Source organism: Thermococcus sp., assembly GCF_027066465.1.
GTDB lineage: Archaea > Methanobacteriota_B > Thermococci > Thermococcales > Thermococcaceae > Thermococcus.
On sequence record NZ_JAMONU010000143.1, the window covers coordinates 1 to 13033 of the forward strand.

General features: G+C 53.2%; 14 protein-coding genes and 4 tRNA genes. 11 read left to right on the forward strand and 7 right to left on the reverse strand.

Annotated elements, in window-relative coordinates; translation table 11 throughout:
- The first annotated feature begins 29 nt into the window (after positions 1 to 29).
- A tRNA-Leu gene (locus MVK46_RS06545) sits at positions 30 to 117 on the forward strand.
- Between the two features lie 1002 nt (positions 118 to 1119).
- Here MVK46_RS06545 and MVK46_RS06550 read toward each other — a convergent pair.
- The 4 genes from MVK46_RS06550 to MVK46_RS06565 form a co-directional block, all read right to left on the reverse strand.
- Positions 1120 to 1197: transfer RNA gene (locus tag MVK46_RS06550), tRNA-Lys, on the reverse strand.
- A 41-nt stretch (positions 1198 to 1238) separates the two neighbouring features.
- Positions 1239 to 1316, reverse strand: a tRNA-Pro gene (locus tag MVK46_RS06555).
- A 27-nt stretch (positions 1317 to 1343) separates the two neighbouring features.
- Positions 1344 to 1420 (reverse strand) — tRNA-Thr (locus tag MVK46_RS06560).
- A gap of 25 nt (positions 1421 to 1445) precedes the next feature.
- On the reverse strand, positions 1446 to 2039 hold the full coding sequence (locus MVK46_RS06565; RefSeq protein WP_297535831.1) for an RNA ligase partner protein: 594 nt from the start codon (positions 2037 to 2039) through the stop codon (positions 1446 to 1448).
- A 51-nt stretch (positions 2040 to 2090) separates the two neighbouring features.
- On the opposite strand from MVK46_RS06565, the gene MVK46_RS06570 reads away from it, so the two are divergent.
- Positions 2091 to 3299, forward strand: a complete 1209-nt coding sequence (locus tag MVK46_RS06570; protein ID WP_297535832.1) for a hypothetical protein — start codon at positions 2091 to 2093, stop codon at positions 3297 to 3299.
- A gap of 34 nt (positions 3300 to 3333) precedes the next feature.
- Positions 3334 to 3519 (forward strand): class III signal peptide, encoded by a 186-nt coding sequence (locus MVK46_RS06575; protein ID WP_297535833.1) that lies wholly within the window; start codon positions 3334 to 3336, stop codon positions 3517 to 3519.
- Here MVK46_RS06575 and MVK46_RS06580 read toward each other — a convergent pair.
- From MVK46_RS06580 to MVK46_RS06590, 3 genes are read right to left on the reverse strand one after another with little or no spacing between them, the layout of a single operon-like run.
- Complete coding sequence (locus tag MVK46_RS06580; protein WP_297535834.1) at positions 3511 to 5814, reverse strand: TRAP transporter fused permease subunit; 2304 nt, start codon at positions 5812 to 5814, stop codon at positions 3511 to 3513. The two genes, MVK46_RS06575 and MVK46_RS06580, sit on opposite strands and share 9 nt — an antisense overlap.
- A gap of 3 nt (positions 5815 to 5817) precedes the next feature.
- Positions 5818 to 6225 carry a DUF1850 domain-containing protein gene (locus MVK46_RS06585; RefSeq protein WP_297535835.1) on the reverse strand — a complete coding sequence of 136 codons (408 nt, stop codon included), beginning with the start codon at positions 6223 to 6225 and terminating at the stop codon, positions 5818 to 5820.
- 42 nt (positions 6226 to 6267) lie between these two features.
- Positions 6268 to 7311: a TAXI family TRAP transporter solute-binding subunit gene (locus MVK46_RS06590; protein WP_297535836.1), complete on the reverse strand. Its 1044-nt coding sequence runs from the start codon at positions 7309 to 7311 to the stop codon at positions 6268 to 6270.
- Between the two features lie 229 nt (positions 7312 to 7540).
- On the opposite strand from MVK46_RS06590, the gene MVK46_RS06595 reads away from it, so the two are divergent.
- The 8 genes from MVK46_RS06595 (at position 7541) to rpl12p (ending at position 12962) form a co-directional block, all read left to right on the forward strand.
- On the forward strand, positions 7541 to 8359 hold the full coding sequence (locus tag MVK46_RS06595; RefSeq protein WP_297535837.1) for a D-aminoacyl-tRNA deacylase: 819 nt from the start codon (positions 7541 to 7543) through the stop codon (positions 8357 to 8359).
- Between the two features lie 116 nt (positions 8360 to 8475).
- On the forward strand, positions 8476 to 9597 hold the full coding sequence (gene ftsZ, locus MVK46_RS06600) for a cell division protein FtsZ (RefSeq protein WP_297535838.1): 1122 nt from the start codon (positions 8476 to 8478) through the stop codon (positions 9595 to 9597).
- Positions 9598 to 9635: 38 nt separating this feature from the next.
- Positions 9636 to 9821, forward strand: coding sequence for a protein translocase SEC61 complex subunit gamma (locus MVK46_RS06605; RefSeq protein WP_297535839.1), 186 nt, complete (start codon positions 9636 to 9638; stop codon positions 9819 to 9821).
- Positions 9822 to 9837: 16 nt separating this feature from the next.
- Positions 9838 to 10296, forward strand: a complete 459-nt coding sequence (locus tag MVK46_RS06610) for a transcription elongation factor Spt5 (protein WP_297535840.1) — start codon at positions 9838 to 9840, stop codon at positions 10294 to 10296.
- A gap of 35 nt (positions 10297 to 10331) precedes the next feature.
- On the forward strand, positions 10332 to 10823 hold the full coding sequence (locus MVK46_RS06615) for a 50S ribosomal protein L11 (protein WP_297535841.1): 492 nt from the start codon (positions 10332 to 10334) through the stop codon (positions 10821 to 10823).
- A 79-nt stretch (positions 10824 to 10902) separates the two neighbouring features.
- Positions 10903 to 11553, forward strand: coding sequence for a 50S ribosomal protein L1 (locus tag MVK46_RS06620; protein ID WP_297535842.1), 651 nt, complete (start codon positions 10903 to 10905; stop codon positions 11551 to 11553).
- A gap of 5 nt (positions 11554 to 11558) precedes the next feature.
- Positions 11559 to 12581: a 50S ribosomal protein L10 gene (locus MVK46_RS06625; protein WP_297535843.1), complete on the forward strand. Its 1023-nt coding sequence runs from the start codon at positions 11559 to 11561 to the stop codon at positions 12579 to 12581.
- Positions 12582 to 12641: 60 nt separating this feature from the next.
- The gene (gene rpl12p / locus MVK46_RS06630; protein ID WP_297535844.1) at positions 12642 to 12962 is read left to right on the forward strand and encodes a 50S ribosomal protein P1; all 321 of its coding nucleotides are present in this window, start codon (positions 12642 to 12644) and stop codon (positions 12960 to 12962) included.
- Positions 12963 to 13033: the final 71 nt, after the last annotated feature.

Sequence of the window (13033 nt, forward strand, 5' to 3'; positions counted from 1 at the left end):
AACCCTCAACTTCTCGGAGAGCCCTCCGCGCGGGGGTTGCCGAGCCTGGTCAAAGGCGGTGGACTCAAGATCCACTCCCGTAGGGGTTCCGGGGTTCAAATCCCCGCCCCCGCACCAGAAACTTTGTTGGGCAAAATTTCATCAAAGGTTTGTGATTCCTTTTGAGGAACAGTTTTTAAGTGGATTTCTTTTGAGTTGCTCCTTTGAAGGGATGAACTCCTTTAAAAGCGTCTTTTAAGGGGGTTCAAGTGTTTTTGCGCTCCGAAGGAGTGCAGTTCAAACAGAACCCGCGTGAAAGAGGGCGTATTTTAAAAGGAAGATTAAGTGCTTTTTAGAAGTGCAAATTTTAGAAAGGGTTTCTACTGAATTTGCTCTGTTAATCAGTGTTTCACTCCACAAAGGCGCCCGAAGGGCGCCGATGGTAAGTTGAAACTATCTTAAGGAGTTTTGTTGTAGCGTTAAACCCTTTATGGACTTTCTCTTTTGTTAGTGCACAACTGACTTCTTGCTCTTTGGGGAGAAAGCAGCTTTTCGCCAGCCTTTCTCAAAGGCTGTTGCAAAGTTTTATCAAAGTTTGTGATTCTTTTAACGGGGGTGTTTGGAAAGTGTTTGCGCTTTTAATGGCTTTGTGGGTTGTGAATTCTCTAATTTTGGAAGCTGTCTCGTGCGGGTTTACCTTTCTCGCGCTCCGGGGGAGCGCCTCTTAGAAAACCCCTTCTAAATGGCTTTCTTGAAGAATTCTCTGAGAGTGCTTCCAACTAAGAGTGCAAACCTCTTAGAATCGCATTCTCAAGAAAGAATCACGAACCTTGGTCAAACTTCGCGCAGGCCAACAGGCTTTAGGAAAGTTTGTTAAAAGAGTTAAACCCCAAAACGGGCAAAGATAAGTTGTATGTCTTTCAAGCAGTCCGTTAATGTAGGGTTTACTTTCTACTGGCTTGGGAAGGTGTTTAACTTGGACTGCGCCTAGAGGGAGCTAATGGAAGAAACACGCTTGAGAATGGCGAGTTTTAAGCTAAACCCTACGAAAATGAACCCGTCTAAAAGCATGCTTCATTTTGATGAAACTTTTCACCAGAAAAGTTTCTCCGCCAGCGCTTTCGTCAGAAAGGGCTGTAATGGCGGGCCGGGCGGGATTTGAACCCGCGGCCACGGGGTTAAAAGCCCCGCGCTCTAACCAGGCTGAGCTACCGGCCCTTCGCCCAATTGATAGGGGTGGGAAGTTTTTATAAAGCTTCTGGTGGGGCCGCCGGGATTTGAACCCGGGTCACGGGCTCCCAAAGCCCGCAGGATGGGCCAAGCTACCCTACGGCCCCCTAGGCAGAATTGAAACCGAAAAATTTTGGAGCCCCGGGCGGGGTTTGAACCCGCGACCTGCCGCTTACCAAGCGGCCGCTCCACCAGGCTGAGCCACCGGGGCGTCGTTGATACGATAGACCGAGCGTTTATAAATTTTTCCCCCCAAGCTTCCGGGCGAGGCCTTCGAGAACGTCCTTGAACGTCGAGGCGTCAATCCATTTAATCCCCATCTTCTGTGCCCATGTCAGGATTCCAACGTCGGCCGAGACTATCGTTGCGTCAAGCTCCTTGGCGAGGAGTATCAGCTCGAAGTCCTCCTTGCTGTCCACGATTCCCTCCCTAAGGGCCTTTCTGTAGTTCCTCCTGAGCTTCTGGATTATCTTGTCAACGTTGTCGGTCTCAACGACGCTTTCCCGGACGGCTTTTTCAGCAACGCGAAGCCCCTTGTCGATTCTCCTTCTGATGTCCTCTATAAGCTCGTACACGACGAAGGCAGGAATCTTGAGGTCGTGCAGGTTGGGCGGCTTCTTTATTATATAGAGTTCGATGTCCGGTTTCAGCTCTTCATCAACGAAGTGCATGACCTCGCGGTAGATGCCCGGCGGCATGTAGAACTCAACCCTGCCGAAGAGGATTTCAGCGTATCTCAAGAACTCCCTCATGGCCTCCGTTGGATTCTCACCGAAGCGCTTCCGAATCTCGGGGTTTACGAAGATGCTCGTGTCGAGGACGAACCTCATGCCCACCACAAGCTTATTTAGGTTTCGCGCTTTAAAAGGTTGGGTGGAAGTATGAGGGTCGGCGTTGTTTTCGGAATCAGTGAGCTTGCCAGTCCCAGGGTTTTTGAGTCGAAGGCATCGAAGTTCCTAACGGAGCTTTCAAAGGAGTTTGACGTTGCTGGAGGCTTCATCCTGAGTTCAAAGTCAGACTTTAAGAAGGTCAAGGCCGAGGTGAACTTCAACGATGTTGATGCTCTCGTTCTGTATCCCCTAACCGGCGGAACAGAGGGTTTTTTGAAGGAGTTCTTCGTCTTCAGGAGGCCAACCGTTGTTTTTGGTGACCCCTTCAACAACTCCCTCGCGGCGGCCATTGAGGTTCGGGAATATCTCAGGGAGAGGCTCGTCCCCTCTACCCTCGTAAAAAACATGAACGAACTGAAGGCGGCCCTTTTGGGCTATGAGGATGCCCTTGAAGTCCTTGAGCCTTTCCTCAAAATGAGGCTCGGTTTGATAGGCAGGGTCTCCCCCTGGCTGGTGAACGAGCGCTTCGACTTGCCTTACACTAGAATCAGCCTCAAGAGGTTCTGCGAGTACTACGGGAAGACGAGTGACGAGGAGGGCTGGAATGCCGTTGAGGACGTCTTTGAAGGTGCCGTGGAAACGGGGGAACCCGGAAAGGAGGACCTGACGCGCGCGGGGAGGATATTCGTGGCCCTGGAGAGAATACTGAAGGACTACAGGCTGGACGGTTTCACGATAGGATGCTTCGACCTAATCGGAAAGCTCGGAGCAACTCCCTGCTTGGCATTGGCAATGTTCAACGCAAGGGGCATCCCCGCGGCGTGTGAGGGAGAGCTTAACTCCCTTCTAGGGATGTACATCCTAAGGAGATACTTCAACGAACCCGCCTTCATGGGCAACGTGGCCGATTTCGGCGAGGATTACGTAGTGATAGCCCACTGCACGGCCCCCCTGCTCTGGAGGTATCGCCTTAGAAGTCACTTTGAGAGCGGTATTGGGGTTGGGGTTGACGTCGAGCTTCCCAATGGAAGTGCAAGCCTCCTCAAGATTCGCGGGAGAAGGGCAGTTGTTGCCGGGGTTGAGGTGGTTGGAAACGAACACTCGGAGGACAGGTGCAGAACTCAGGTTAGGGTGAGGGTTGAAGACGCACCCGAGTTCCTCGACGGAACGCTGGGCAACCACCACCTCTTGGCCTACGTGGACAGTGAGGAGCTTGCCGATTTGCTGAGCGAGCTTGGTTTTGAGGTTATGCTGTACTGACCAAATGGTTATAACGGAGCGGGAAGTATGTTAGATGATGAGAAGTGGACAAGCCGCTATTGAGTACCTCTTCATGGTAGTTGTGGCCCTCCTAATGGTTCTGCTGGCCGTTAAATACCTCCAGAAAACAGCGCAGTATGCAATGGAGCAGGCAAACAGAACAACAAACGAAGTCGTTGAGATTATACGGAACATGACGAGAGAGGCGGCCTCAGGCTGAGGCCGCTATCCCCCTTCTTCCGCTGAAGAAAGTTCCCACGAGAACGAGGGCGAGGCCAATTCCTATGATTATCGGGTTCAGGCTCGCCCCCACGAGCGCCACCAGAACGAGGGCTATTCTGTAGGGCCTGCTGAGGTGGCCCCTAAGCCAGCCGGTGAATCCGGCGGAGAGCATGTAGAGCACCAGTATGGTTGCAAGGAGGTCGTAGAGAACGAGCCCGACGGTTCCTATGTGCCAGTGCTTCACCGTAATCAGGAACATCTCCGGGTGGGTGAAGTAGATGTAAGGCCCTATGTATCCAGCTATCGCGTAGCGAACTGCGTTGAGTGCCGTTTTCCAGAAGTCGCCTCCGGCCAGTGCGGAACCGGCGTAGCTGGCCAGCGCAACGGGTGGGGTTATGTCGGCCAGTATTCCGAAGTAGAACACAAAAAAGTGGGCGGCGAGCAGTGCTATTGCGGTCATAAAGCCCGGAACGGGCTGGTCGTAGGGATGAACAGAGCTTACGGCATGATATATTGCCGGGGCCATGACGAGTGACGTAATTATGTAGTTGGCGGTCGTTGGAACGCCCATGCCGAGTATCAGGCTGAATACCATTGTGACGACGAGGAGGAGCCACAGGCTTCCTCCGGTTAGCTCCGCTAGGCGGTAGCCGAGCGAGTTTGCCAGGCCAGTTATCGTGAGCGAACCCTGGATTAAGCCCGCACTGGCAGCAGCAAGCATCACCGCGGTGCTCGTTTTGCCGGCTTCAATCATGGACTCGTACGTTGCGGAGAACATCTTTCTTCCGCCGGGGCTCCTAGAGAACACGCCCACAATGAGGGAGAAAATTATTCCGAAGATTCCCGTCATGAAGAGCAGGTTCTCTTTGTTAATTCCGATGGATTGATTGAGCGCTATAAAGAGCAGGAAGAGCGCTGTTATGTAGAGCTTCTCGTTGAATTCGACTCCCCTTTTCATCAGCGCAAGTCCAATCAGCAGGGCAACGAGGGCGAGTAGCACTGGATAGCCGCTCCCGAAGAACATGAGGAAGGTCCCAACGAGGACTATGGCAACGTACAGCGCTTCGTTGCCCTTAATTTCGTCCTTTGAAATCCACGCAACCCATATTGCGACGCCGAGGGACGAGATTGCCGCTATGTGGGCCGGAATTCCCCACACAAGGGCGACCGTAATGACTGCTATCGGGAGCAGTATGTAGCTCTTCCTCAGGAAGTAGCGTATCGGCTTAAAGTGCTCCTTCGGCATTCCCCTGAGGCCGAGCCTCTTCGTTTCCCTGTCTATGAAGAGGTAAACCCCGGAGTAGTAAACGATTGCTGGAAGAACGGCGGCTATTATTATCTTGTTGTACGGAATCCCGAGGAACTCCGCCATTATGAAGGCGGCGGCTCCCATTATAGGGGGCATGAGTTGCCCACCGGTTGAAGCCACGGGTTCAACGGCTCCCGCTATCTCCGGCGGGTAGCCGGCTTTCTTCATGAGGGGTATTGTAAACGTTCCGGTCGTGAGGACGTTGGCAACGCTCGAACCGCTGACGGTTCCCATTAGTCCGCTCGCTATCACGGCGGCTTTGGCGGGTCCTCCCGGGCGTGAGCCGAAGAGACTTATCATGAACTCCGTGATGTAGTCGCTAATCCCGATTTTGAGCAGGAACGAGCCGAAGAATATGAACGCGAAGACGTAAATAGTCATGACGTAGAGGGGCGTTGCGAAGATGCCCTCGCTCGCCAGATACATGTGCTCGGCAAAGACCTTCCAGTTGAACCCTACGTCGCTGATTGCGTATCCGAGAAAGACCAGAACTACAAGGGGGAGAACCCACCCGATGACCCGCCTCGTGGCTTCAAGAACGACGAGAATTGCGATGACTGCGAAGATGACATCCCTCTGATAGACCGTTGCCGTTTCAGCGTAGCTCGGATACCTGAAGAACAGGTAGAACATTGTTATTAGGCTGAGGCCTATGAAGACGAAATCTATGGGTTCAACGCGCTTCATGCTTTCCCTCTTTCTCCTTGCGGGATAGAGGATGTACGCGATTAGAAGAATCATCGCGAGGACAAAGGCTTCCCCCTGCTGGGTTTGGAGGGTGTACAGGAGAAAGCCGAGTTTTACTCCCACTCTGGAGAGCATATCGTAGAGTGCACCGTTGAAGTTGAAGATGAACAGAATCTCGTATATACCTATGAGGACCGCCGCAACCGTTACGATTCTTTCAAAGAGCGGCGGGAGTTTTCTCGTCCTGCTTATTACCTCTTCGAGCTTTTCAATATCAACGTTCTTCTCCTCCGACACGTTTCAACACCTCCCGATTATCACGAGAAGAAGGGGGCACGTCTTAACCCTGAAGTGGACGAGCTCGGGACCCCTCGGGGTCAGAACGGTTCTGTTGTTCACGATTATCCTCGCCCTGTTGAAGGGTATGAACCAGTAGTCAAGGCTCTTTCCAAGCGGCTGGTCAACGAGCTTGTAGTAGTAGTCCCCCTCCCTTCCCTGTATATCTTCGGGCAAACCCGCACCGAAGTCCTTCCACAGCATCTTTCTAACGAACATCCCGCTCGAGTTGACCTCTATGATTTCAATTACTTCACTGTGCTCAACGCTGTGGTTGTACTCTATCCTCAGCCAGACCTCCCCGAGGGGGGTTGCGTAGGACCTCTCCCTGTCTTCAATAACGAGGGAGTTAACGGGAACGAAGAACAGCATCACTAAAATAAAGAAAACGAGGAGGGCTTTTTTCAAAAGCCTTCACCCGCTGGGTGGTTTAATCTTGTCGGGAACTGTTATTCCCTTCTCCTCATAGTACTTGTAGGCTCCGGGGTGGAGGGGTATGCTCATGCCATCGAGTGCCGTGTTGAGGCTTATGTACCTCGCCTTCTGGTGAACCGCGCGGAGTGCGTCAACGTTGTCGAAAAGAACCTTGGTCATCTCGTAAACGACATCGTCGGGAAGACTGGCACTGACAACGAGTATGGCCTTGACCGCGAGGGTCGGGGTGTCTTCGGTCATGCCCTTGTAGGTGTCCTTCGGTAGGACCTGCCTGACGTAGAATATGTATCCTTCGCTCTTGAGCTTGTTGAGGACGTCGTCGGAGATGGGTATGACCCTAACCGGGGTTGTAACTGCAATCTGGGTTATTGCTGGCGTCGGGGCGCCTGAAACTATAACAGCCGCATCAATCTGACCGAGTTTGAGGGCCTGTGCCGCCTGACTGAAGTCCTGGTTTACCCTCTGAATCTTGTCCCAGACTCCAGCGGCCTTGAGAATCTGCTCGGCTGCAACGGCGGTTCCGCTGCCTGGTGCTCCGATGGCGACCTTCTTGCCGGCCAAGTCCTGGAGGCTCTTTATGTCACTGCTGGCCCTAACTACGAACTGAACGGTTTCAGGGTAAAGTGCGGCCACACCGCGGAGGTTCTTGATGGGGTCTCCTTGGAACATGTAGAGACCGTTGTAAGCGTAGTAAGCAACGTCGTTCTGCATAATCGCGGCCTGCGCATTTCCGTCGCCGATTGCTTTGGCGTTGGAAACACTTGCACCGCTTGTAACTGCTTTGGCCTTTATTCCGGCCTTGTTCAGCAACTCGGCGTATTTAGAGCCGAGGGGATAGTAAACGCCGCTGGTTCCACCTGTGTAGATTGTTATCGTCCCGGAATACGTGGTCTGAGCACTTGAGGTCTGGGTGGGGCTTGCGCTTGAGGTTCCGGTGCTGGTAGAAGTTCCCCCTATACAGCCTGCCATTATTACCGATAAAAACAAAACCGCCACGAGGGCAAGGGTGGCAAGTTTCCTCAACTCTTTCACCTCCAGCTTAATGGACAGGTATGGCCATATGGCCACGTTAGTATATTAAGTCGACTTTCCATTCTTAAATACTTTGTGGTTAAATGTTGAAAATTTTTTAATGAAAGGATTTAAACTGTGGCGATACAACCGGGTTAATCCTGCAGTTTTTCGAAAATTAATTCGCACCTCTGGGCCAAAGTCTTTTTAAAGTTGGTATCAACGGCAATCGGGGATTGAGATGAAGGTCATCATGACGACCAAAGTTGACAGGGCTTCTATGAACATAATGGAAAAGCTCGTTGAGAACTTCGGTTTCAGGGAAACGGAGTGGGTCTTCGATGGCAATCCCGTTTACCGAAGGGGGGACACCCTTATACTGACGACCAACGATGAAATGATTTACTACGACAACCTTGACGGAGAGGTGGAGCGACAGCTCGGTTTCAAGCCTGAAATCATAGCCTTTGCCTCAAGGCACTCAAGCAAACAGAAGCTTCCGGCTTTAACAACCCACGTAACCGGCAACTGGGGAAAGGCCCTCTACGGCGGAAAAGATGGAAGCCTTGCCGTTGCGATGCCGAGTGCAATGAAGCTTGCCCTGATTAAGATGTACGAACTGAACGACCTCGGCTGGACGGTCTGCTATGAGGCCACTCACCACGGGCCGAGCGAGCTTGAGGTTCCGAGCTTCTTCATAGAGATTGGCTCCAGCGAGGAGGAGTGGACCAACGACAGGGCTGGGGAAATAATAGCCGAAACCATAGTCTACGTCCTTGAAAACTACCGGGGAGTCAAGTTTAAAGTTGCACTCGGAATAGGTGGCGGTCACTACGCACCGAAGCAGACGAAGCGCGCCCTCGAAACGGATATAGCCTTCGGCCACATTGCTCCCAAGTACGTTCATCCCGTTTCAAGGGAGATGCTGATTAAGGCTATAAACAGAACTGCTGAGAAGGTGGACGCGATATACGTTGACTGGAAGGGGAGTAAGGGGGAAACAAGGCAACTTGCGCGCTCTCTGGCCGAGGAACTCGGGCTTGAGTTCATTAAGGACTGAGGGCGAAACATTTAAAGATTGAACCGGACATTTTCATTTCAGTTCCGCCTTAGCTAAGTTTATATACTTCCTCTCTGCAAAGTTCAACGGGTATAAACTCTCCGGAGGGTGAAGAGATGCTGAAGCTGATTGAAGACGCCATCGAGAGAACCTCCGCTGCCCAGGAGAAGGCTCCGGAGGTTCAGCCTCAGAGCGATATTGATGAAGAACTCAGGAGAATCCTTGAGCAGATTCAGGCTAAGATATACGTTGTTGGTGTTGGTGGTGCCGGCTGTAACACCGTTAACAGAATGATGCAGGTTGGAATTGAGGGTGCAAAGATAATTGCAATCAACACCGATGCTCAGGACCTCCTGAAGATTAAGGCTCACAAGAAGATACTCATAGGAAAAGAACTGACGAGGGGGCTTGGTGCCGGCAACAACCCCAAGATGGGTGAGGAAGCCGCAAGGGAGAGCGAGAGGGAAATAAGGGAAGCCCTCGAAGGGGCCGACATGGTTTTCATAACCTGCGGTCTCGGTGGAGGAACCGGAACAGGAGCCGCACCGGTTGTTGCCGAGATAGCCAAGAAGATGGGCGCGCTGACCGTTGCGGTGGTTACCCTTCCCTTTACGGTTGAGGGCATAAGGCGCATAAAGAACGCCGAATACGGCCTTGAGAAGCTCAGGAAGAACACCGACACGGTCATAGTCATACCGAACGACAAGCTCATGGAGGTCGCTCCGAACCTGCCCATCCACATGGCCTTCAAGGTCGCCGACGAGATACTCGTTCAGGCCGTCAAAGGTATAACCGAGCTCATCACCAAGCCTGGCCTTGTCAACCTCGACTTCAACGACGTAAGGGCCGTCATGAAGGACGGCGGTGTGGCAATGATAGGCATCGGCGAGAGCGACAGCGAGAAGAGGGCCCTCGAAGCGGCACAGCAGGCTTTGAACAGCCCGCTCCTCGACGTTGACATCAGCGGTGCCAAGGGCGCTTTGATAAGCATCAGCGGAAGCGACGTCAAGCTCGAGGAGGCCCAGCAGATTATCGAACTCGTCACCAGCAAGCTTGACCCGGAGGCGCAGGTCATCTGGGGCATTCAGCTCGATGAGGAACTCGGCAAGATGATTAGAATCCTCCTGGTGGTTACCGGCGTCAGTTCGCCGTACGCCGTTGCTGAAGAAAAGGAGGTCTCATACCCTGCGGAGGAGGGGGAGAGAAAAGTTATTAAACTGGACCTTGAAGAGCTCTGATGGGCTTTTCCTTTTCAAAATTCAGCGAGGTGGGCAAGTTGATGGATGCCGTTGAGAGGATTAGGAACTTTCTCAGCGAGTCCAAAAGGGTTCTCATGGTCACAAGAAAGCCAGGGATGAGGGAGTTTAAGCTGGCAGTGAAAATAACTGGGATAGGCATGATACTTATAGGTCTCATTGGGATGATAATACGGATAATAGGGTACCTAGTTACCGGTTCGTGAGCCGAGGGTGAAAACGATGGCAGAGGGCAAGATATTCACCGTTAGCGTTACGGTAGGTCAGGAAATAACGACTGCTAACCTCATATACAGCAAAGCAAAAACGTACGGCATTCCGATATATGCCATTCTCTCGCCGAGCAAGGTCAAGGGCTATATCTTTGTTGAAGCCCCGAGCAAGAGCGCTGTTGACGAGGCCATAAGGGGAATCCGCCACGCGAAGCGCGTTCTCCCAGGTGAGATTCCCTTCAGTGAGATAGAACACTTCCTTGAGGAGAAGCCAGCGGTGAGCGGCTTCGAACCGGGCGACATCGTCGAGCTAATAGCCGGTCCGTTCAAGGGCGAGAAGGCCAAGGTCGTTAGGGTTGATGAGGGCAAGGACGAGATAGTTGTCGAGCTCATAGGCTCAATCGTCCCGATACCGGTCACGGTGAGGGGCGAATACGTTAGACTTATAAGCAAACGCCAGAAGGAGTGACAGGCCCGAGACAAAAAGTAAAGGTGGTGAGATGAATGCCACAGGTTGTCGAAGTCCTCGTTGAAGGTGGAAAAGCCACACCCGGACCTCCGCTCGGTCCGGCCATCGGTCCCCTCGGACTGAACGTTAAGCAGGTCGTTGACGAGATAAACAAGGCCACCAAGGAATTCGAGGGAATGCAGGTCCCCGTCAGGATTATCGTTGAGGACCCCAAGAAGAAACTATTCAGGATTGAGGTCGGTATTCCGCCGACAAGCCAGCTCATCAAGAAGGAGCTTGGCATTCCAAAGGGCTCCGGAGAGCCGGGGCACACTCCAGTCGGGAACCTCACGATGGACCAGGTCATCAAGATAGCCAAGATGAAGATTGACCAGATGCTTTCACCGACCCTCAAGGCCGCCTCCAAGGAGGTCATAGGAACGGCCCTCAGCATGGGCGTTACAGTTGAAGGCAAGGACCCGAGGGAAGTTCAGAGGGAAATTGACGAAGGTCTTTACGACGAGATTTTTGAAAAGGCTGAGGAGTGAGGGAAAACTTTAAAAATCCCTCCTTTTACGCATCTTTGACTTTTTCGGCTCAAATCGAAAACGAAAGGGAGGGCTGTAAATGGCCTTCGACAGGCAGAAGCTCGTGGAAGCGGTGAAGGAGGCTAAGGCCCGGGCTAAGCCGCGCAACTTCACACAGACCGTCGAGATAGCAGTCAACCTCAAGGATGTGGACCTCCGCAAGCCGGAGAACAGGTTTAAGCTTGAGGTTGTGCTGCCCCACGGTCGTGGGAAAGAACCCAAAATCGCGGTCATCGCTGATGGTGCCGTGGCCGAGGCGGCTAAAAAGCTCGGGCTTGATGTGATTAGTGGAGAGCAGCTTGAGGAACTCGCAAAGAGTCCTAGAGAAGCGAGAAAGCTTGCGAAGCGCTACGACTTCTTCATAGCGGCCGCTCCGCTGATGCCCAAGATAGGTAAGTACCTCGGTAGATACCTCGGTCCGAGGAACAAGATGCCGCAGGTCGTGCCGCCGACCATGACCAACCTCGAGCCGATAGTTGCGAGGCTCAAGAAAACCGTCAGGATACAGCTCAAGAACAATCCTGTTGTCCACGCCCCGATAGGAACCGAGGACATGGACGACGAAAAGCTTGCCGAGAACGCAGAGGCTATCCTCAACGCAATCATTGGAAAGCTTGAGCGCGGAGAGAACCAGATAAAGTCGGTGTACATCAAGACCACGATGGGCCCGGCCGTCAAGGTGGAGAGGTGAGGGAGATGGCCCACGTAGCCGAGTGGAAGAAGAAGGAAGTTGAGTTTCTCACCAACCTCATCAAGAGCCATCCAGTGATTGCCCTCGTTGATGTGGCCGGTGTCCCCGCTTATCCTCTCAGCAAGATGCGCGACAAGCTCCGCGGGAAAGCGGTTCTCAGGGTTAGCAGGAACACCCTAATCGAACTGGCAATAAAGAGGGCCGCCAAGGAACTGAACGAACCCGAACTAGAGAAGCTCGCCGACTACATTCAGGGAGGGGCTGGAATCCTCGTCACGGAGATGAACCCGTTTAAGCTCTACAAACTCCTTGAGGAGAGCAAAACTCCCGCCCCCGCCAAGCCTGGAGCCGTTGCACCCAAAGACGTAGTGATTCCAGCGGGTCCGACTTCAATAGCCCCCGGTCCGCTCGTCGGTGAGATGCAGGCCCTAGGAATTCCCGCGAGAATCGAGAGGGGTAAGGTCACAATCCAGAAGGACCACACCGTTTTGAAGGCAGGTGAGGTTATCACCGAGCAGCTCGCCAGGATTCTGAACGCCCTCGGTATCGAGCCTCTTGAGGTTGGTCTCAACCTGCTCGCGGCTTATGAGGACGGTATAATCTACACGCCGGATGTCCTTGCCATAGACGAGCAGGAGTACATTGAGATGCTCAAGAGGGCCTACATGCACGCCTTTAACCTGTCCGTTAACACTGCTTATCCGACCAGGGAGACCATCGAGGCCATCATCCAGAAGGCCTACCTTGGGGCCAAGAGCGTTGCCGTCGAGGCTGGATACATCACACCTGAGACCATTGAGGACATCTTCGGCAGGGCCCTGCGTGCCGTCCTGCTCATAGCGCAGAACCTGCCCGAGGAGTTGCTCGACGAGAAGACCAAAGAGCTTTTAAACGCTCAGGCCCAAGTGGCCGTTGCTGCGGCTCCTCAGCCCACCAAGGAAAAGGCTGAGGAAGTCGAGGAGGAAGAGGAAGAAGAGGAGGCGTCCGAAGAGGACGCGCTCGCCGGACTGGGCGCCCTCTTCGGCTGAGTTACTCTCCCTCGCACACTTGATGGATAAAAAGAATGAAGATGATTGGAGGTGTGAAAGATGGAGTACGTGTATGCCGCTCTGCTGCTCCACGCCGCTGGTAAGGAGATAAACGAGGAGAACCTTAAGAGGGTGCTTGAGGCAGCCGGGGTTACTCCTGATGAGGCAAGGATAAAGGCCCTCGTTGCGGCGCTCGAGGGCGTCAACATCGACGAGGTCATCGAGAAGGCCGCCATGCCGGTTGCCGCTCCGGTAGCGGTCGCCGCCGCTCCGGCTCCCGCTGAGGGTGGTGCCGAGCAGGCCCAGGAGGAAGAGGAGGAAGAAGAGGAGGAGGTCAGCGAGGAGGAGGCCCTCGCTGGACTCGGTGCCCTCTTCGGCTGACCCCTCTTTCCCGTTCCTTTTCTTAGCAATCATCACGGTTAAATACTTGGGTGGCCAATTTTCTGCGGTGA

What these genes read in the sequence shown, in the direction of transcription:
- MVK46_RS06565 (WP_297535831.1), bottom strand. Translation starts at nt 2,039, where the DNA reads ATGAGGTTCGTCCTCGACACGAGCATCTTCGTAAACCCCGAGATTCGG.
- MVK46_RS06570 (WP_297535832.1), top strand. Translation starts at nt 2,091, where the DNA reads ATGAGGGTCGGCGTTGTTTTCGGAATCAGTGAGCTTGCCAGTCCCAGG.
- MVK46_RS06575 (WP_297535833.1), top strand. Translation starts at nt 3,334, where the DNA reads ATGATGAGAAGTGGACAAGCCGCTATTGAGTACCTCTTCATGGTAGTT.
- MVK46_RS06585 (WP_297535835.1), bottom strand. Translation starts at nt 6,225, where the DNA reads ATGCTGTTCTTCGTTCCCGTTAACTCCCTCGTTATTGAAGACAGGGAG.
- MVK46_RS06595 (WP_297535837.1), top strand. Translation starts at nt 7,541, where the DNA reads ATGAAGGTCATCATGACGACCAAAGTTGACAGGGCTTCTATGAACATA.
- ftsZ (WP_297535838.1), top strand. Translation starts at nt 8,476, where the DNA reads ATGCTGAAGCTGATTGAAGACGCCATCGAGAGAACCTCCGCTGCCCAG.
- MVK46_RS06610 (WP_297535840.1), top strand. Translation starts at nt 9,838, where the DNA reads ATGGCAGAGGGCAAGATATTCACCGTTAGCGTTACGGTAGGTCAGGAA.
- MVK46_RS06615 (WP_297535841.1), top strand. Translation starts at nt 10,332, where the DNA reads ATGCCACAGGTTGTCGAAGTCCTCGTTGAAGGTGGAAAAGCCACACCC.
- MVK46_RS06620 (WP_297535842.1), top strand. Translation starts at nt 10,903, where the DNA reads ATGGCCTTCGACAGGCAGAAGCTCGTGGAAGCGGTGAAGGAGGCTAAG.
- MVK46_RS06625 (WP_297535843.1), top strand. Translation starts at nt 11,559, where the DNA reads ATGGCCCACGTAGCCGAGTGGAAGAAGAAGGAAGTTGAGTTTCTCACC.
- rpl12p (WP_297535844.1), top strand. Translation starts at nt 12,642, where the DNA reads ATGGAGTACGTGTATGCCGCTCTGCTGCTCCACGCCGCTGGTAAGGAG.